Genomic DNA, 18,278 nt, shown 5'->3' with positions numbered 1-18,278 from the left:
CAGAGTATTTGACAAATTATATGTGTTTTATTGTGTTGTCGGTAGAAATTTTCTCCATACTTTTTACTTTCGGAGTGGTAAAAAATATTGTTGTACTGTTATTTGTGGACACAGTAGTTTTTATTGGATTGTTAGTCGTTGGGCTGACGAAAATGGATTTGAGAGGAAAAGAAATTTTATGATTCAGATTTCAAATTTAAGTAAAAAATATGGTGAAACGGTTGTTTTTTCGGACTTAAACTATACATTTGAAAATGCTTGTATTTATGGACTTGTTGGAAGAAATGGAGCTGGAAAGACTACTCTTTTAAATATACTTTCGAATTATGAAAAAAATTATACAGGAGTAATCTCTATCGACAGAAAAAAGATGAATAAGGTTGATTATCTTGATATGCCGGTTGCCTATGCAATGGATCAACCAAGTTTTTTTAATGAGTTGACGATATATGAAAATCTTCTTTTGATTGCTTCAAGCAGAAAGATAAAAAAACAAGAGGCATTTGATAAAATCGAGAGGATTTTAGATGGGTTGGGATTAAAAAAATATGAGAACTATTCTCCGTTAGAACTTTCAAAAGGTACAATGCAACGGTTAAATAATGCTTGTGCAATGATACAAGAAGAAAAAATTACTATTTTTGATGAACCATTTTCAGGGCTTGATCCTGTCCAAATGAAACTTTTAGAAAATGTAATAGTGGAGTTTCACAAGAAAGAAAAAGGAATTTACATTATTTCAAGCCACGATATAGAGTGTTTACAAAATGTTTGTGACAAGTGTCTTTTGTTACATAACGGACAAATTAGAGAAATCAATATGGAGGAAGTTGACAGAGAGGAAATCGCAAAAATTTTATCTGAAGGGGAGTAGGTATGTATCAGTTGCTTTTGAAACAGAAATTCAAATTTGCAGTTAGAATGGTCAAACGAAATATAGGTGCTTATTTTATACTGATTGCTATTGTGCCATGTATTCTTATATTGCAATCTATGATTCAGAAAAACTATGGAATGGATATTACTGTTTTTATACCATATGGTATTCTCTGTTTCTTGTTTATGAATTTGTTTGGAACAATACCAAGAATGCGTATTTCTCCTGAAAATTATATTTGGAAAATAGAAAAAACATATATTTGGAGAGTGAAGAAGATAGGAAAAAGCATGGTACTGACGCTGTGTGCTGCGTTGATTTTATTTTGGGCTTTCCCAATGTAGGGAATAGTTTTGAGACAGTTTATTGTGGCTATGCTTTGTAACCCAATCGTCAATATGCATACGGTTTTATCAACCCAATATAAATATCGGGATATTATGAATATATGTATGTTGGCAGTAGTAATGATTTGTTTTTTTAATGGAAGTGTATTTGTTACAAGTATATTATTGATCATTTACGGATTATATTTTATTTTATATCCTTATTTTAGCTATCAAGCAATTATCCCGTTCTTTCAACAATATAATCAGATGTTATATGGTTTTTTGAATAGAGAATATGATACAGTTTTGCAAACGCAGGATGAAGTGTTCTTCCAAAATAATCAGAAGGAAATGAAAGGACTGATGAAGAAATATTATGGCAGCCGCTATCGTTTTTTGATGGTTTATGAGGTGGTTAGTATTGTCAGAAGAAAGAAACAGATTATGTATCAGTATTTTGCGATTGTTTTAATCACAATGTTATTATCGCAGATAGACGGAAAATATATTGAGTATGTATTATTGTTTTCTATATTGATATTAGGACAGAATGTTGTCAGCTATAATGTGCAAAATGAATTACGTTTAGTTAAAAAAGGATTTCCGCTCAGATATTCTTTAAAAGAAAAATTACAATGCAAGTCAGTTATTGGAATGTTCTTGTTGTTACTCCCGATGCTCTGTTATTGGATAGCGTATAAAATTGAATTATTTAGTATTCTCCTTTGGATATGGATGCCGATTCAGAGTATTATAATATTTACTGCAAAGAACCGGTTGCAAAGGTTACTATATATACTTCCATTTTATATTTTGTCATTGTTATCTATGAGAGTATGGCAGATGTTTTTTTAACAATAAGATTATTGATTTTCTAAGCAAAACAGCTTATAATTTGAGTCGGAACATATTGCTATTATCCACAGTTACGAAGTGCGTGTTATCAATGCCGATAACAAAATGATAACATTAGCCCGTATAGGTAGGATAATATGGATAAATCAAATAATCAAAAGAATTACAAACACGATAACGAATAATCACTAAACAAAATTGATTAGTAATTGTCGAATTCGAATAAGAGTGGCGGAAAGCAAGTCTAAAATGGCTTGCTTTTTGCTTTACAATGTAGGCGGCTGATGTATATAATTATAAATCATAAATTCATGAATTTAATATCAGAAGGTAAAAGCAGGCGTATATTGCGACTGTTTTTACCTTCTTAATAAAATCTGTATTAAGCATATTTATAATGCAGGGGACAAAGACTATTAAAGTTACTATTTCAAGTCCTGCTTTCTAAAAATACGAATCCCAATCTTGTAAAACAGAAGAATTTCCAGAATATTGAACAGGCAAAATTCTATGTGGTAAGGAAAGTCTTTGAAAATAAGAGAAGTTTCTTCCTTTGTGCCGAATTCTGATTCAAATAGCAGATAACTGTGAAATTCAGCCTGCGCAAACGGTGATACTAAAACATGAATGTTATTTGCTGTACGGGCAAAACTATCTATTCGTAGAGGGTTTTCCACAATTTCATGAGTGATAGGATCAGTCCAAGTGCTTGATTGATTTAAGCTGGAAACTGACTTTCCACCTAATGTCAACAATGCTAAGGTTAGAATAACTGCAATTCCAAGACTGATAAGTTGCTTATGTGAAATCATTACAATCATAGTGTACAAAGCAGATACTGTGATGATGCACACAAAAGCAATCGCAGCATGAAATGCAAATTCAGTTACATTGACTTTATCACTAAATTCTAATCCAGCAATATTTGAGCTTGTGAAAACAGATAATATATCAGCAACAAAGAGAACTGTAGCACATATGCTACTGACGATTAGTTCGACAATATAAATCTCTTTTCGTGTATATCCTGCGGATATCTTGTTGTTGATTGTTCTGTTTTCAAAGTCACTCCCTAAGTATAACGGAATCAACACTGCCAAAATGATACATATCAGGTCAGAATTTTCCAATAAAAATGTTGTTGTAAAGATTTTGAAACCATATCCATTTAATAAGATTCCATAAACATTGATGGCAATTACTGCGATTACTCCAAGCCATAGAATTGGAGATTTTGCAGCACGCTTTAGTTCCATAGATAAAAGTTTATTCATAGTTTAAGTCTCCTTTCTGCTTTTCTATAAAAAATTTTTGAAGTAAAAAGTTTCTAAATCGGTATCGGCTATTTCTGATGAAGAGAATTCTTGAATTAAAACACCATTTTTGAGGAAACCATAGTGGTTTGCCACTTTTTGAAGTTCGCTTAAGATATGACTTGAAATCATAATGGTAACACCATACTCTTCATTTAACTTTGCGATGATAGCTCTGACATCTTTTATGCCTTCAGGATCAAGTCCGTTAAGAGGCTCGTCTAAAATGAGGAATTGCGGATTTCCTACAAGTGCCATTGCTAAAGCCAGACGCTGACGCATACCTAATGAATAATTCATTACCAGTTTTCGAGTATCTTTCAGATGTACCAGTTCTAATAGTTCAGCAATCTTCGACTTTACTTCCTTTGATGGACATCCACAAATTTTAAGCTGATACTTCAAATTTCCTTTTGCACTTAAGGTAGGATATAATGCAGGTGTTTCAATAATGGCACCGATTTTAATATTTTCAGATTTAACAACTGTTCCTGAGGATGGACTTTGCAAATTAGAAAGTATTCTCATTAAAGTTGTCTTGCCTGCACCATTATTTCCAATCAATCCATAGATAGCACCTCGAGGAATATGAAGGGAAACATTATCTAAAGCGATTGTTTCTTTGTAATGTTTACAAAGGTTTTGGGTTCTAATAATATCATTCATAAAATTCATCCTTTCTAAATCTGTACGGCAATTGCTGTTGTTAATGAAAGTATAGGTTGTTGGAAGAAAAAAATAAAGCAAATAGCCTTTTACAGTTGGATTTTAGAAGGATAAGGTTACTTTACATGCATGTAAAACGATAATATCTTGTGTAAAATACACGATTATGGCATACTTGAGACAGAGCATTATTATACAATGGAAAGGTGAGCTGAAATGACAGTTGCAGAGATGATAAAAAAAACTCGGACTGAAGCAAACATGACTCAAGGAGAATATGGAGCAAAATTTGGTGTTTCAAGACAGACAGTTTCCAGTTGGGAAAATGGAAGAAGTCTGCCAGATCTTCAAATGTTGATTGATATCTGTAACACCTATCATGTTTCTTTGGATAAGCTATTAAACGAGGATAAAGAGTTTGTTGAGAAAATAGATTTTTACAATAAATATAAAAAGGCAATTCGATTAGTGGGCATGTGTCTGTTGGCTGGTTTGCTTATATTTGCAATTGTATTTATTAACTGGAAAATTACAGAAAGAAATATGAATCAAGCATTTGAAATGAATGCAGAGAAATTAGGATTCGTAAAAGGAGAACTTTACGAATTAGAAAAAGACAATGTTCGGTATCGACTGCCAAACCAAAAACTCCCGTTCTTAAAGAAGGACTTTCATGTAAAAAACAGTTATGCCGATTTTATGATTGAAGATATAGAGATTAGTATTTCTATTTATGATGGAGAGGATTTTGCTATTGAATTTAATCATTTTAGAAGTATAAAAGGTTGCTTTGATAAAGATAGCAATATCGAGATCATGGAAAATACTTTGAACGAGAAAGAGAACATTTTTTATACCGAAAATAATGAGATGATAGAGGATGTGTTAAAGCAGTTATTGGAAATTCATAAAAATGTATATCGGCGTTAGTAAGATGGCGAATATAAATAAGGAATAGTAGTTGTATTTAATTTGTCTGAAGTGGTTACTGTTTTTAATTATATACTGTTGCTTTTCTAAGCAAAACCGTTTATAATCTGAATCGGAACATATTGTTATTATCCACAGTTACGGAGCGAGTGTTATCAACACCGATAACAAACTGATAACATTAGCCCATATAGGCAGGATAATATGGATAAATCAAATAATTGAAAGAAAAGCGAACACGGCAACCAATAATCTCTAAACAAAATTGATTAGTAATTGTCGAGTTTGGATGAATAGAGAAGGAGAACCCTAGCACTTTTTGCTAAGGTTCTCTGTTTTGATTATTTCCATATGTTCAGATCAGACAAGATAGATAAAGCAATGTCTGATGCTTTACTACCAGTTGCACGTTGTTCGCTTTGAATATTTGTGGAGAAAAAGTATGTATTATTTTGGCTTTCTATAAAACCTATAAACCAGCCATTTATATCCTGCCCGTTCACTCGTCCGGTTCCGGTTTTTCCATAAAATTCTCCATTTTCAGAGGCGGTAAGATGGATGGAATTTTTGACGGCATGAATATTAGCAGGAGTAAAGTTGAAGTTGTTTCGATATAAATTTTCCAAAAGTTCAACTTGTTCTACTGATGAAATCTTTAAGGATGACTGCATCCAGTAGGAAGAGAAATCTCCGAATATATTTTCATTGTCATATCCTATTTGCTGAAGGTATGAATTTATAGTGGAAGCTCCGAGCTGCTTGTCGATTGATTCAAAATACCAGTTTGTATATATCTTTTAAAAGTTATATGATTAAGAAAAACGGCAGGAGGTATCTGAATGAAATCACATAAATATTGGTCTATCGGTGCACTGATTACAATGCTTGGAACTTTTTATACAGGTTATAAGGGATCAAAAGAAGGCCATAAGTACTTTGCAGCAAGTTCTTTGCTTTGCATGATTATGGCTATTTATACAGGACACAAGATGATTTCTGGTAAAAGTAGGAAGAAAAAAGAAGTTTCAGCAGAGAGTGTTGAAGATTAAAAAACAAAATATTTTAATAAATAACGCCGGTGCGGGATTTTGATATCCAGTACTGGCGTTATTTATTCTACAGGGGCTTGGGGGTGTAGCCACCAAATATACTATTCGTTTTCTGCTTCGGCAAGTTTGTTAAGGATCCATTCCCTATTGATAACTATTTCATCATCATCGCGGAGATCCTTGAAATCATCGCAGTGTGAAGAAGCAAATTCATACATATTGTCAATGTCAACTGCACCAGTAATCTCACCATTATTAATGATTACAAGAATATTTGTTCCGTCGTTGTCGACAGCAAAGCGCAGTTCATCAAATTCTTTATCAGGATTATTCTCGTGAAGAGAATCTGCCACAAGTAATTTAACAAGTTCCATTATCCTGTCATCTTTACCTGCATCAAAAATCTGAATCTTTTCAATGAGCTGATTTGCTGATGTAACAATCCGGTTTAAGTACTTTTCGGTACGAAAATCAGCCAAAGCATTTTCTCCATAAAACATTTCATATGTCTTCTCTACTTCTGATTCAGGAACCAGATAAATCATGATAAGATCTTCCATCTGGTGATAGAGCGTAGGATAGTTTAAACGAAAGGTTTCTCCACAGTTCGGGCAGGTATAAAGGAAAATAGACTGATTAAGTACCTTCTCCTTCATTTCAGGATCCAGTACAGTATTAATGCTGTCCCAGACTTCAAATTCTCCCTCATGATGACAGGAAGGGCAAGTGACCTTTTCCATATGATGTTTTGACATAAATAATCCCCCTTTCAGTGAGATAAATCTATAGTTTTCTTATTGTAGAATACGCTTATCCTTTATTATTTCGCCAGAAAATTGCTCTGTATCTCCATCGGCATATGATAAGCCTGGCCTCGTTTTGTCAGGCTGTATAATTTAAAGCTCATGAGTTCCGGAGTTGCATTCAAAGAGCTGCAGAGTCCGAAATAATCCAGGTCCTCGTTCTGAACCATCTCTTCAATGTCTTCATCTTCAATAAGAAGATCGGCAGCAAACAGATTGGCCTGGTATTCTGTATTATCCGTCATATTGTAGAGTGTATCATCTTGCATCGGAGCCATTTTCAGCTGGGAACGATGCAGGATGATATGCCCTAATTCATGGGCGGCAACGATCATCTTTTCTTCTTCTGAAAGGAAACTGCTGATCATGACATAGATCGTCTTGCAGCTCATAAAACAATATCCTTTCAGTGTCTTATATCTGGAAGTTTCCCCGACAACAATGTTCATCTGATCCATGATCTCAAAGGGATCCCTGGTGCCATATTTCTTGATTAATTTCTTTGTTTCTGTATATATGTAAGTGTTTCTCAAATAAATCACCTCAAAAGTAAAAAATAAAAAGGGCAGAAATATCCTTGTAACTATAAGGTAACAGATTAGGTGTACAATAATCCCGCCTTCTATTATTTTTCCTCTTGTTTTTTCAGATATTTTTTCGGTGTAAATTTCTTTGCACGTCTTTTGGAATCCAGATAAAGGCTCTGGATCTCATCCATAAAAGCTATTTTATCTTCGTCTGTCAGTGATCCACCGGCAAACATAGCTGCAGCCTGTTCCAGAATCTGCTGAGCCTGTCTGGCACCACGGTTACCAAACTGTTCGGATGCTTCTGTGATAAAAGCTTCATTCTCACTCATGAGATAAGAAACGTCACACTGTAATGCATCTGCCAGTTTCTGATACAGAACATTTTGTTTTGGAAAACGTCCTTCTACTTCCCAGGATCGAATGGTCCTATATGAAACACCAACCATACTGGCCAGTTCCTGCTGACTCATCTTTTTTTCTTTTCTTAATGATCTTACTTTTTCACCGAATGTCATAAACATACCTCTTTCTAAGCCTTGTCTTATAAGTTTCATTAGCCGCTTCAAGGCAAAACAGGAAATGTGTCTCCTAAAAATAAAAATTAATCTTGACAAAAGGAAATATCTCTCCTATAATGTGAATCACAGATAAGGGAAACATCTTTCCTATAAGATACACAATATTTCCTCTTTTGTCAATGGATATGTGAAATGAATTTCCTGTAATTCAATGAAAATAGGAAGAATAGACAATCATTGATAGTCAAAATGGGATACATGTTACAAAAAGAGGAAAGACGTATGGGAGGTGGCAATGTGAGTCAGGATCAGACTTCTATTATCTGTATTGATCTGAAGTCCTTTTATGCTTCTGTAGAATGCGTAGAACGTGGACTGGATCCATTTAAAACAAACCTGGTGGTTGCAGATCCGACCAGATCAAAGTCAACAATCTGCCTGGCAATCACTCCGGCCATGAAGGCGCTTGGCATCAAGAACCGGTGCTGGATCCATGAGATACCGGATTGTGTGAAGTACATTACAGCCATGCCGAGGATGCAGCTGTACATGGATTATTCCGCAAAAATCTATGGAATCTATCTGCGGTATGTCTCAAAAGAAGATATCCATGTGTACAGTGTCGATGAATGTTTTATTGATGTGACAAACTATCTGCAGCTTTATCATCTCACTGCAAAAGAAATGGCGGTAAAGCTTATGCAGGCAGTCATGGAGGAAACTGGCATCACTGCAACTGCAGGTGTGGGAACCAATCTGTATCTTGCTAAGATCGCAATGGATATCGTAGCAAAGCATGTGGATGACCATATTGGAATCCTGGATGAATTCTCTTACAGAGAGCAGCTATGGGATCATAAACCATTAAGTGACTTCTGGAGGATTGGATCCCGGACTGAAAAAAAACTAGCCGGTTATGGAATCCATACAATGGGCGATATTGCAATGGCTTCTTTAAGATCCGAAGACTGGCTGTATAAGATGTTTGGGATTGATGCAGAGCTGTTGATCGATCATGCATGGGGATATGAAACATGCCGGATGAGTGACATCAAGAACTATCATTCGGAGGAACACAGCCTTTCAAATGGTCAGGTGCTGATGCGAAATTATTCTTTTGACGAAGCACTTGTGATCGTAAGGGAAATGACAGATAATCTGGTCCTGGATCTGTTTGAAAAAGGACTGGTAACAAGCTCTCTCACCTTATGGATCGCCTATGACCACAGGTATGAGCATGAGGCATCCAAAGGAACTGTAAAACTCGAAAGAGGAAGTAATAGTTCAAAAAAAATCATGGATGCAGTGGAAAATTTATATCTCAGGATCGCAGACAGATATACCGGAATCCGAAGAATCGAGGTGTGTGCAAACAGGGTTGCTCCTGAAAGTTATGTGCAGTACAGCCTGTTTGATGATCCCAAACAGACCGATAAGGAACGGCATTTACAGGAAGCAGTATTGAATGTAAAGCAGCGTTATGGAAAGAATGCGATCATGCGGGGATCCAACCTGCTGGAGTGTTCCACCTATAGAGAACGCAATGAACAGGTTGGAGGACACCGTGCTTAGAGGAGGTGCAAAAAGTGCTGGCAAGTGCATATCAACCGTATTTATATTTACCAAGACCGGTTTCCAGGAGACATCCCATGGATGTAGGACGCAGGGCAAAACAGTTTGCTCCATTTGCGGCACTTCGTGGACTGGATGAAACAATCCGGCAACAGGAAATCATTTATGAACCAAAAAGAGATTTATCTGAGGAAAAGAAAAATGAGCTGGATATGAAATTAAGGATCCTGGCATATGGAATGAAGATACAGGCAACTTATTTTCAAAAGTCATGGAAGAATCCATTAATTGGTCAGTACCATACATTATCTGGAACCGTAGAATTTTTTGATCCATCAGTCCACTTACGGATTGATGATACCGAGATTCAGATCCAGGACATCTGTGATCTGACTGGTGATGTATTTGAAACTATTGAAATATCATGTTAATTAATCACAGCGGAATTTTTTATACCGGAAAGAGTGAGTGGTAGCTGGTGAAAGGATAAAAAAGGATGCACAGATCGACAAAGCAGATCTGATCAGAATAGAAATCGTGCTGTTCGTGTAGCTTTGGCACTTACGGAATGGATGGCATGATGCTCATAAGGCGGATTTGATTTCCCTTTGGTCCGTTGAGTAATAAATGGAGAAATATCTTATTGCTTAAAGGAGGAAGCCTATATGGGATTAGGTGCTATTAAATGGCATGTACACTGCTCTGTATGTGGAGCATTTATTGAAAAAAGCGCACAAAGCGATTCAGAAGTGGAGTGCAAAAAATGTCGCAGTACATTGGAGATATTTGTAAAGGATGATATGGTGTCGGTTCGTCCGATCCACATCCGAGATGAACAATTAAAGTCCAGGATGCGGACGTATTCCCGAAAGATGATGAATCAGGGATCATAACAGAATAGAATGAGCTGTCTGTAGTAAGCGTTAGATTTGGCAGGAACCATCAAGAACGCACCAGGCAGTAAGAGTTTGTCAAGGAGCTGAACCTGACTGGAATCACTAAGAGCCCGGCAAAACATTTACGGATACACTGCAAGATCAGAAGTATTTTCTGGTTTTGGAGATTGTTGAAGTATTTGTTTTGTCGGGCTTTTTTGACGTATTTCGAAAGATTTTTAAATTTTTTGTCGTACCCCACTGTAAAACAGGCTCTCAGCGTTTCGTTATATAGAGGTTGAATTCTTTTTTGCAAAAATAATTGTAAATAGAGATTTTGATAATATGACACAAAGGAGGAAACAAAGATGGCTGAAATCGAATACCAGGAATTTGTAAGGCATTGTCCTTACGATGCTATGGGCGATTATTCCATGTTTCGCAAACAGCAAACAGAGAATAAATCAGAAAATCCACATAGCAACTGAATAAGCCAGGCAATCTGGCAAACGTAATCTAAACGCAGATGCATGCGTTATCAAGGAGTCGCGGACTCCCGTTCAAAAAAAACGGGTGAGTTCGTGACCTCTTGTGTTGCAGTTCTTTATGTCTGTGCAGAAATTTCATAAAAGATGGAAAGGACCACCCGGAGCCGAAAGGCAGAAAGGTGGTCATTATGTTGACATTAAAAGAACTGAAGAAAATCGTGAAAGTTGCTGATATGGAGAAAAGAATCCCAAGCGTGAAATCCTTGAAAGAACACAAAGTTGTAGTAAAAGAAATGATCAATGCAGAAACAACGATCTCTGTTTATGATCACGGATATGTGCTTTATACAGCGGGAAATCAATCAACCGTATTTCCATTGCATAGTTGTGATGACTATGAATATGTGAGTGTAACTGGTGATAACAAGGAATTCAATAAAGAGTTTTTTGATAATGAAAACTGGTATATCCGTCTGCTGATGGAGGCTGAAGACCGTATGGAATATAGTCAGAGCAAAATCAAATCCAATCATGCTGTATTTTCTAACAGCGATGTTACAGATGATGCGGAGATTATGAGAGGATCTTCAAAAGATTTTGTTGACGATGTTATCGACAGAGAAATTCTGAATGCTCTGATCAAGGAGTTAACAGAGAGACAAAAGACGGTGCTTAATCTGGTTTATTTCGAAGAAATGCGCCAGCAGGATATCGCGGATTATCTGGGAATCAAACAGCAGAGTGTAAATGACCTCCTGAGCAGGGCATTAAAAACGATGAAAAAAAAGGCTGAAAACGAAGAATTTTAAAAAAATTTCAAAAAAATTGAATCAGACCACTGTAAAACAGGCTCTCAGCGTTTCGTTATATGAAGGGTTTGCATAGAACACCTTCATGTACCTTGAAAAATGAATAGCCTGCCCGGAGTGATATTCGGTTTGAACATGCATAAAGCGAAAAGCTGCGTGTCTGCCAGAAGAAAACGTATCAGAGATGGAAACTGATATAGGAACGGATCCGGGAAAGAAAACAGGAAAACGCTTAAATCTTAAATCAAAATAAAATGTCTGAATCTGAAAAGAGGATGACAGTAGAAATGATGTGGCGGTATTTGTGACAAACAGGTACCGCCATATATTTGTGCTGTTATCTCAGCTTGTGCTGACTATCCCAAATAGCGCAAATTTCAGGAAAGGAGGCGATCATCTTCGTATAAAAGATAATACGCAGAAACTAACAGATAACCATACACAAAAGAATCAGAAAGGAAGGATTTAAGAGAATGAACGTGAAAAAGAAAGCACGCAGGGTGATGTCTGGATTACTGACAGCAGTAACGGTCCTATCGACGGTACTCTCTCCCGTTGTTGCCTATGCTTCTGATGATGCCGGATCTGTAAAAAAGATTCCGTATTATGAGGAAATCAAGGATCAGCTGGATGAAGATGAAGTGGTAACTGCAAAGGATTATGAGATCAAGGTTGGAGACAATTTCGATGTAAAGAGTGATTATATCGGTCTTACGATTCAGGATGACAGCAAAGTAAAAGTTACATTTCAGGAAGCAAAAGATACGGATGGAAATGACTTTTCTACCGATTATGCCAATTCCTATAAGGCAGTCTATTATGTAGAACCACAGACAACGGATCACCCAACCTACCAGATCAATCGAAAGATCGTGGTAAAAGAAGCGGATCAGCAGAAAGATTCGCAGTCAGAAAGTTCTTCTGATCAGGATGCTGGTTCTTCCGATAAGACAGAAACAGAGGATTCTGAGGCTGACTCGTCTACAGAGGAAACTGGTGCTGCTGAAACGGAGAGCAAAACAGAACTGACAGAAAAAGAATTTGATGCAGAGATCGAAGCAACTGAAGACCAGGAGACCGTTGATCCGGAAACAGGGATCACACTCTCTGAGGTCATGCAGGAAGCAGTTGACCAGGAAGTTGCTCTTGCAGATCTTGAAGCAGGCGAAAGTATTACTTTTGATATGCCAATGATGCTTGCTTCCGGTGAAACAGGAACAAAATCAGTCACAGTCACAGCCGGTTCCTGGTACTATTACGCAGATTATGGATTAGGTTCTTATCTGACTTGTCCATATTATGTGAAATGGGGAAGCATCAATGCGACAGCATACTGTGTTGAACCATCGAAAAAAGGACCGGGAAATGGAACTTATACGATCCAGAAACTTGCCGATGGAAAGACACTTGCAAAGGTCTGCTATTACGGAACAAAAGCAAGTGATGAGAATGGTTTCTTCGATGAGAAACATCCGGATTTTCCGGCAGGAAAGAGATTCATCATTACCCATCTTGCAGCGGCTTATGCAAATGGATCCAGTGACTGGGCATCCGGAACCAATGCGACAGGAAAGAACCTGGCAATGGAACTTTATAACTATTGTGTAAATATGCCGGACATTCCGTCTGTAGATATGAGCTTTTCCGAATCTAATGTAAAGGCTTATGTGGAAGGAAACAGCCAGCGAACAAGTGTGATCACATTCAAAGCAGATAAACTGCAGACAATCACATTTAAGTTGCCAAGCGGTGTAAAGCTTGTAAATGTGACAACCGGTAAAACCAGTGCTGCAGGAGCAAGTGTAGAAATCAGTGGAGGTACACAGTTTTATCTGACAGCACCACTTGATCAGGCAGAGAGCGTCAGTGCTACATTTTCTTCTCGGATGAAGGGAAGCATTGATAAAGAATACTCTGCTTACAAGATTGTAACAGGATCTGGAACACAGGACCTGGCTCTTGTTTTCGGTGAAGGTGTCGGAAATGAGAAATATGTGGATTTTAAAGTAACCTGGACAAAAGAATGTAAGGTATCCATTGTAAAGAAAGACCAGGATACAGGCAATGCACTGGCTGGTGCAGTGTACGGGATCTATTCCGATGCTGCATGTACAAAGCTGATTGCAGAGATGCCTGCAACTGATCAGAATGGTGCTTCACAGCTCACAATGGAAAAGACACAGGAAGTTGTTTATCTGAAAGAAATCTCTGTTCCAACAGGATATCAGATCGATACAAAGTCTTATAATGTGACTCTTGCTATCGGAAAGACAACGACTAAAAATGTAACGGACAAACGAGTAAATGCAAAGCTCAACATTGCAAAACAGGATGCTGAGACAGGCAATGAAGCCCAGGGTGATGCAACACTGGAAGGTGCGGTATATGGTCTTTATGCAAGGGAAGACATTGTTCATCCGGATGGAAGAACCGGAACAATCTATAAGAAAGACACCCTGATCACATCCCTGACAACGGATAAGAATGGCGAAGCTTCTGTATCGGATCTCTATCTTGGAAAGTATTATCTGAAAGAGCTTAGTGCTCCGGTGGGATACGTACTGGATCCGACAGAACATGATGTGGACTGTACTTACGAAGGTGCTACTGTTCCGACAGTAGAAAGAACTTCTGTATGTAAAGAAACTGTCGTCAAGCAGCCATTCCAGATCATTAAGGCAGCAAACAACGGGAAGACCGATGCAGATCTTCTTAAGGGAGTTGGTTTTTCGGCATGGCTTGTCAGTGATCTGAAGGTAAAAGCAGATGGAAGTTATGATTTTGATTCAGCCAGACCAGTTGTACTGACTGCAGATGGACAGACAGAAATGTTTACCGATGAAAAAGGATATGCAAGATCGATTCCGCTTCCATATGGAACTTATGTGGTAAGAGAAACCACAAGCAAACACAACTATGCACCGGTTGATGATTTTGTAGTGAAGATCACAGAGAATCATCCGGATACACCGCAGACATGGCGAGTGCTGCTGGATAAAGAATTCAAAGCAAAATTAAAGATCATCAAAAAGGATGCAGAAACACAGAAATCTGTACTCCTGGCTAATACTGAGTTCAAGGTATACGACCTGGATAATCAGAAATATGTGGAACAGACAACATCCTATCCGAAGCCAACGGTACACAAATCCTATTTCACAAATGAGGAAGGATACCTGGTACTGCCAAAGAATCTGAAACCTGGTAACTACAGGATTGAGGAAGTGACGGCACCCGATGGGTACACAATATCCAAAAACTATGTGACAGTTGCCGTTGATACAGATACTGCTTATCTGACCGATCCTGTCACAGGAGATGCAGTCATTGATGTGGAATATACCAATGCCCCGGTCAAAGGTCAGTTAAAGATCTATAAACAGGGTGAAGTGTTAAAGGGATTTGATAAGGACTTCCAGTATGAGATGGCTGGACTTGCAGGTGCTGAATTTGAAGTCTATGCGGCAGAGGATATCTATACTGCCGATCATCAGGTAGATGCAGATGGACAGAGAACTCTGTATTTTTCAAAGGATGCACTGGTAGCAACCGTCACAACGGATGCAGATGGTTATGCAACCGTAAAGAATCTTCCACTTGGCAGGTACTATGTTAAAGAGAAGAATGCACCGGACACTTATGTGTTAAATACTGTATCGGAAAATGTCGAATTTGCTTATGCGGATCAGGATACTGCAGTGATCGAGAAAGAAATCTCTGTCACAGATGAACGACAGAAAGTGTCGATTACGGTCGAAAAACAGGATGCTGAGACAGGTAATACAGTAGCCGGAGCAGTATTCGGTATTTACAATGCAAAAGACATTCAGACGAAAGATGGAAAAGTGATCGTCAAAGCAGATACTCTTTTACAGGAAATGACTTCTGATGAAAAAGGTCAGGCAGCATGTACACTGGATCTTCCACTTGGAAGCTATTATGTAAAAGAACTGAAAGCACCAGATGGATTCGTATCTTCGGATGAAGTACTGAGATTTGATGCTTCTTATCAGGGGCAGGATGTGCAGACAGTAACATTAAAATCCGTAAAGAAGAACCAGCCGACAACTGTTGAGATCACAAAATCAGATGCAACAACCGGTGTAGAACTGGATGGAGCTTATCTGAAAGTAACGGATAAAGATGGAAATGTAGTAGATAGCTGGACATCTTCCAAAGATGCACCGCATGTGATCAAATATCTGAAGGTGGGTGAGACTTATACCCTACATGAAGAGTTTGCACCGCATGGTTATCTGGTAGCCAATGATGTGACATTCACAGTCAAAGATACCGGAGAGGTTCAGAAAGTGGAAATGAAGGACGAGGTACCGGTTGGTGAACTCATCATCAACAAAAAGGGAGAATTTCTGGATTCTGTTACACTGGCCGATAAGGTCAAAGGTGTGGTGGAACACATTTTCAACTATGTAACCGGAAAACTGACAGATGTTACGTTTGAAGTCTATGCTGAGGAAGACATTAAGGCTGCCGATGGCGTCAGTGACGATTACTATAAAAAGGATGAACTGATTGCAACGATCAAGACAGATGAAACCGGTATTGCAAAACTGGAAAATCTTCCACTTGGTAAATACTATGTGAAAGAAACAGGAACTGCTTACGGTCATGTACTGGATGGTGAGATCCGTCATGTAGATCTGACTTACGTGGATCAGAATACACCAGTTGTAGTCTATGACAAAGACTGGCAGAACAACCGCCAGAGAGTAGAAGTCAGTGTACTTAAGAAAGAAAAAGATTCTGACCGTACATTGGAAGGCGCTATCTTTGGATTATTTGCCAAGGAAGACATTAAGTCTGAGACAACTGGTAAAGTCCTGATCGAAGCCGATGAGATCATTGAACTGAAATCTACGGATGAAGAAGGAAAGATCACATTTGTTGCAGATCTTCCAATAGGAGCTACTTATTATGTAAAAGAGCTCTATGCACCGGACGGATTCGTAACCAACGATGAAGTAAAGGAATTTACCTTTGAGTATGCAGGTGAAGACCAGCCGACAGTAACCTATGATTTTACCTTTGAAAATCAGCCAACCGTTGTAGAATTTACCAAATCCAGTCTGACAACCGGAAAAGAACTTCCGGGATGTAAGCTGAAAGTGGTAGATGCTGATGGAAATATCGTGGATGAATGGACGTCCGGTAAAGAAGCACATATGATCCGTGAGCTGACTGTCGGAAAAGAATACACACTGGTTGAAACAAAACCGGCCGATGGTTATGTGACAGCTGAAAGCGTGAAATTCACGATCAAAGATACTGCCGATGTGCAGAAAGTCGAGATGAAGGATGATGTGACGAAGGTAGAAATCTCCAAACAGGATATCGCCGGAAAAGAACTTCCGGGAGCAAAACTCACAATCCTTGATCAGAATGGAAAAGTTGTCGAAAGCTGGACCAGCACAGAGAAAGCACATTACATCGAAATGCTTCCGATCGGAAAATACACTCTCCGTGAAGAAACAGCACCGGATGGCTATCTGGTTGCAAAAGATGTGGAATTCGAAGTAAAGGATACCGGTAAAGTACAGCATGTAACCATGGTGGATGAGGAAAAACCGGCAGAAAAGACACCGGAAGGTGGAAAACCTGTCAGTGATTCACCAAAGACTGGGGATAATACCAATCTGTGGCTGTGGTTTATGCTTCTCGGCATTGGTGCGACTGGTACAGGAGCCCTTGCATTTATGAGAAAAAAGAAACACTAATCAAATAAGAATGAGCGTTCATGGAAACCGAAAGGAATCTGTGGACGCTTTTTTACTTTATAGGAAAGACCGCCTGTGGCGCTCTCTTGAATTGAAAAATGCCCGCACGGAGGCGGGCACGACGACAAGACGATCCTTGGATTAGAAGATATAAAAGCCTTCCTCTCCAAAATCGTCATCAAGTTCGTCATCATTTAGAAAATAATCCATATCCAGAAGTTCTTCTTCGCTCATGTGGCGAATGTCCCTGGAAGTCATTCCTTCTGGTGGATTTTCGATGTATTTTTTGCGCAGTTCCTCGATATCTGGTTTCATGGTGTTTTCCTCCTTTGAGAGGATTATATCACAGAATCCATAAAAATTATGCAGAAGACCATCTTCTACGAGCTTTGGACATTATTTTCTCGTACATTTCTTCGAGGGAGACGCGCTTGTGGTTAAAGTAAAGTTCCAGAAAGAGCATTTCATGTTTACAGTCTGGACACTTTAATGGATCATATCCAAAAGAAGAAAGGATAGCTGTGCGCCATTTGTTAAAGTTGCGCAGAGTATGCCGTTTCGCTTTTGAAATTGCTAGGTGCAGATTTTTATCTATTTCGCGGTGACGTGCATAAAGGCCGCCATACCGGATCATTTTAAAGTGTTTCTCCGGTATGTGTCGGATCAAACGCCTGATGAAATCTAATGCAGGGATTGTTTCCTGAATATATTTGTCATCTTCATGACGGTTGTAATGAAATGTGACTGTTTCCGAGTCCTCATCATAGCTGTCAATTCTGGATGTGGCAATAACTGGCCGTCCAAGATAACGTCCAATGTATTTTAGGACCGTTTCAGGGTCACACTTGTTTGGTTTTGCATAAACGTAAAAGCCTTCTTTATGATTCGTGTAGCACTGGGATTTTACTTTTTTGAAAGAAGATCCGAGT

At 38.3% G+C, this 18,278-nt stretch carries 17 protein-coding genes; 9 read left to right on the top strand and 8 right to left on the bottom strand.

Annotation, left to right across the window (positions count from 1 at the left end):
* From EUBIFOR_RS03865 to EUBIFOR_RS03855, 3 genes are all read left to right on the top strand, one after another.
* On the top strand, positions 1-874 hold an 874-nt coding region (locus EUBIFOR_RS03865), incomplete at its 5' end, for an ATP-binding cassette domain-containing protein (RefSeq protein WP_003864631.1).
* 2 nt (positions 875-876) lie between these two features.
* A complete protein-coding gene (locus EUBIFOR_RS03860; protein WP_003864630.1) occupies positions 877-1,221 on the top strand; it encodes a hypothetical protein in 345 nt (114 codons plus the stop codon).
* A 9-nt stretch (positions 1,222-1,230) separates the two neighbouring features.
* The gene (locus EUBIFOR_RS03855; protein WP_208853792.1) at positions 1,231-2,061 is read left to right on the top strand and encodes a hypothetical protein; all 831 of its coding nucleotides are present in this window, start codon (positions 1,231-1,233) and stop codon (positions 2,059-2,061) included.
* A 425-nt stretch (positions 2,062-2,486) separates the two neighbouring features.
* On the opposite strand, the gene EUBIFOR_RS03850 is transcribed toward EUBIFOR_RS03855, so the two are convergent.
* Positions 2,487-3,335 carry an ABC transporter permease gene (locus EUBIFOR_RS03850; protein ID WP_003864628.1) on the bottom strand — a complete coding sequence of 283 codons (849 nt, stop codon included), beginning with the start codon at positions 3,333-3,335 and terminating at the stop codon, positions 2,487-2,489.
* Positions 3,336-3,359: 24 nt separating this feature from the next.
* A complete protein-coding gene (locus EUBIFOR_RS03845) occupies positions 3,360-4,040 on the bottom strand; it encodes an ABC transporter ATP-binding protein (protein ID WP_040466133.1) in 681 nt (226 codons plus the stop codon).
* Positions 4,041-4,256: 216 nt separating this feature from the next.
* Here EUBIFOR_RS03845 and EUBIFOR_RS12100 point away from each other — a divergent pair, with 216 nt between their 5' ends.
* Positions 4,257-4,970 carry a helix-turn-helix domain-containing protein gene (locus EUBIFOR_RS12100; protein WP_003864626.1) on the top strand — a complete coding sequence of 238 codons (714 nt, stop codon included), beginning with the start codon at positions 4,257-4,259 and terminating at the stop codon, positions 4,968-4,970.
* Between the two features lie 341 nt (positions 4,971-5,311).
* Here EUBIFOR_RS12100 and EUBIFOR_RS03835 read toward each other — a convergent pair whose 3' ends face one another.
* On the bottom strand, positions 5,312-5,764 hold the full coding sequence (locus EUBIFOR_RS03835) for a penicillin-binding transpeptidase domain-containing protein (protein ID WP_083783517.1): 453 nt from the start codon (positions 5,762-5,764) through the stop codon (positions 5,312-5,314).
* Between the two features lie 45 nt (positions 5,765-5,809).
* On the opposite strand from EUBIFOR_RS03835, the gene EUBIFOR_RS03830 reads away from it, so the two are divergent.
* On the top strand, positions 5,810-6,019 hold the full coding sequence (locus tag EUBIFOR_RS03830; RefSeq protein WP_003864624.1) for a DUF6219 family protein: 210 nt from the start codon (positions 5,810-5,812) through the stop codon (positions 6,017-6,019).
* A 101-nt stretch (positions 6,020-6,120) separates the two neighbouring features.
* On the opposite strand, the gene EUBIFOR_RS03825 is transcribed toward EUBIFOR_RS03830, so the two are convergent.
* From EUBIFOR_RS03825 to EUBIFOR_RS03815, 3 genes are all read right to left on the bottom strand, one after another.
* Entirely contained in the window at positions 6,121-6,774 is a 654-nt protein-coding gene (locus tag EUBIFOR_RS03825; RefSeq protein WP_003864623.1) for a CpXC domain-containing protein, read from the bottom strand.
* Positions 6,775-6,839: 65 nt separating this feature from the next.
* Positions 6,840-7,271, bottom strand: coding sequence for an ImmA/IrrE family metallo-endopeptidase (locus tag EUBIFOR_RS03820; RefSeq protein ID WP_261795741.1), 432 nt, complete (start codon positions 7,269-7,271; stop codon positions 6,840-6,842).
* 176 nt (positions 7,272-7,447) lie between these two features.
* The gene (locus tag EUBIFOR_RS03815) at positions 7,448-7,867 is read right to left on the bottom strand and encodes a helix-turn-helix domain-containing protein (protein WP_040466194.1); all 420 of its coding nucleotides are present in this window, start codon (positions 7,865-7,867) and stop codon (positions 7,448-7,450) included.
* A 300-nt stretch (positions 7,868-8,167) separates the two neighbouring features.
* Between EUBIFOR_RS03815 and EUBIFOR_RS03810 the strand changes: the two genes are divergently transcribed.
* From EUBIFOR_RS03810 to EUBIFOR_RS03790, 4 genes are all read left to right on the top strand, one after another.
* Positions 8,168-9,442: a Y-family DNA polymerase gene (locus EUBIFOR_RS03810; protein ID WP_482793268.1), complete on the top strand. Its 1,275-nt coding sequence runs from the start codon at positions 8,168-8,170 to the stop codon at positions 9,440-9,442.
* Positions 9,443-9,519: 77 nt separating this feature from the next.
* Positions 9,520-9,873 carry a hypothetical protein gene (locus tag EUBIFOR_RS03805; RefSeq protein ID WP_003864619.1) on the top strand — a complete coding sequence of 118 codons (354 nt, stop codon included), beginning with the start codon at positions 9,520-9,522 and terminating at the stop codon, positions 9,871-9,873.
* Between the two features lie 1,120 nt (positions 9,874-10,993).
* Positions 10,994-11,614: a sigma-70 family RNA polymerase sigma factor gene (locus EUBIFOR_RS03795; protein ID WP_003864618.1), complete on the top strand. Its 621-nt coding sequence runs from the start codon at positions 10,994-10,996 to the stop codon at positions 11,612-11,614.
* 473 nt (positions 11,615-12,087) lie between these two features.
* Positions 12,088-17,349, top strand: a complete 5,262-nt coding sequence (locus EUBIFOR_RS03790) for a SpaA isopeptide-forming pilin-related protein (RefSeq protein ID WP_003864617.1) — start codon at positions 12,088-12,090, stop codon at positions 17,347-17,349.
* 141 nt (positions 17,350-17,490) lie between these two features.
* On the opposite strand, the gene EUBIFOR_RS12925 is transcribed toward EUBIFOR_RS03790, so the two are convergent.
* On the bottom strand, positions 17,491-17,664 hold the full coding sequence (locus tag EUBIFOR_RS12925; protein ID WP_003864616.1) for a hypothetical protein: 174 nt from the start codon (positions 17,662-17,664) through the stop codon (positions 17,491-17,493).
* A 46-nt stretch (positions 17,665-17,710) separates the two neighbouring features.
* Positions 17,711-18,278, bottom strand: a 568-nt coding sequence (locus EUBIFOR_RS12390) for a transposase (protein ID WP_003864615.1), incomplete at its 5' end; no start/stop codon positions are given.

Source organism: Holdemanella biformis DSM 3989 (assembly GCF_000156655.1).
Lineage (GTDB): Bacteria > Bacillota_I > Bacilli_A > Erysipelotrichales > Erysipelotrichaceae > Holdemanella > Holdemanella biformis.
This window is presented reverse-complemented; position numbering and strand designations above follow the sequence as displayed.

Excerpts from the sequence above, each read along its gene's own strand:
- EUBIFOR_RS03825 (WP_003864623.1), bottom strand. The coding sequence starts at position 6,774 with ATGTCAAAACATCATATGGAAAAGGTCACTTGCCCTTCCTGTCATCAT.
- EUBIFOR_RS03795 (WP_003864618.1), top strand. The coding sequence starts at position 10,994 with ATGTTGACATTAAAAGAACTGAAGAAAATCGTGAAAGTTGCTGATATG.
- EUBIFOR_RS03850 (WP_003864628.1), bottom strand. The coding sequence starts at position 3,335 with ATGAATAAACTTTTATCTATGGAACTAAAGCGTGCTGCAAAATCTCCA.
- EUBIFOR_RS03860 (WP_003864630.1), top strand. The coding sequence starts at position 877 with ATGTATCAGTTGCTTTTGAAACAGAAATTCAAATTTGCAGTTAGAATG.
- EUBIFOR_RS12100 (WP_003864626.1), top strand. The coding sequence starts at position 4,257 with ATGACAGTTGCAGAGATGATAAAAAAAACTCGGACTGAAGCAAACATG.
- EUBIFOR_RS03845 (WP_040466133.1), bottom strand. The coding sequence starts at position 4,040 with ATGAATGATATTATTAGAACCCAAAACCTTTGTAAACATTACAAAGAA.
- EUBIFOR_RS12925 (WP_003864616.1), bottom strand. The coding sequence starts at position 17,664 with ATGAAACCAGATATCGAGGAACTGCGCAAAAAATACATCGAAAATCCA.
- EUBIFOR_RS03790 (WP_003864617.1), top strand. The coding sequence starts at position 12,088 with ATGAACGTGAAAAAGAAAGCACGCAGGGTGATGTCTGGATTACTGACA.
- EUBIFOR_RS03830 (WP_003864624.1), top strand. The coding sequence starts at position 5,810 with ATGAAATCACATAAATATTGGTCTATCGGTGCACTGATTACAATGCTT.
- EUBIFOR_RS03815 (WP_040466194.1), bottom strand. The coding sequence starts at position 7,867 with ATGACATTCGGTGAAAAAGTAAGATCATTAAGAAAAGAAAAAAAGATG.
- EUBIFOR_RS03820 (WP_261795741.1), bottom strand. The coding sequence starts at position 7,271 with ATGAACATTGTTGTCGGGGAAACTTCCAGATATAAGACACTGAAAGGA.
- EUBIFOR_RS03805 (WP_003864619.1), top strand. The coding sequence starts at position 9,520 with ATGGATGTAGGACGCAGGGCAAAACAGTTTGCTCCATTTGCGGCACTT.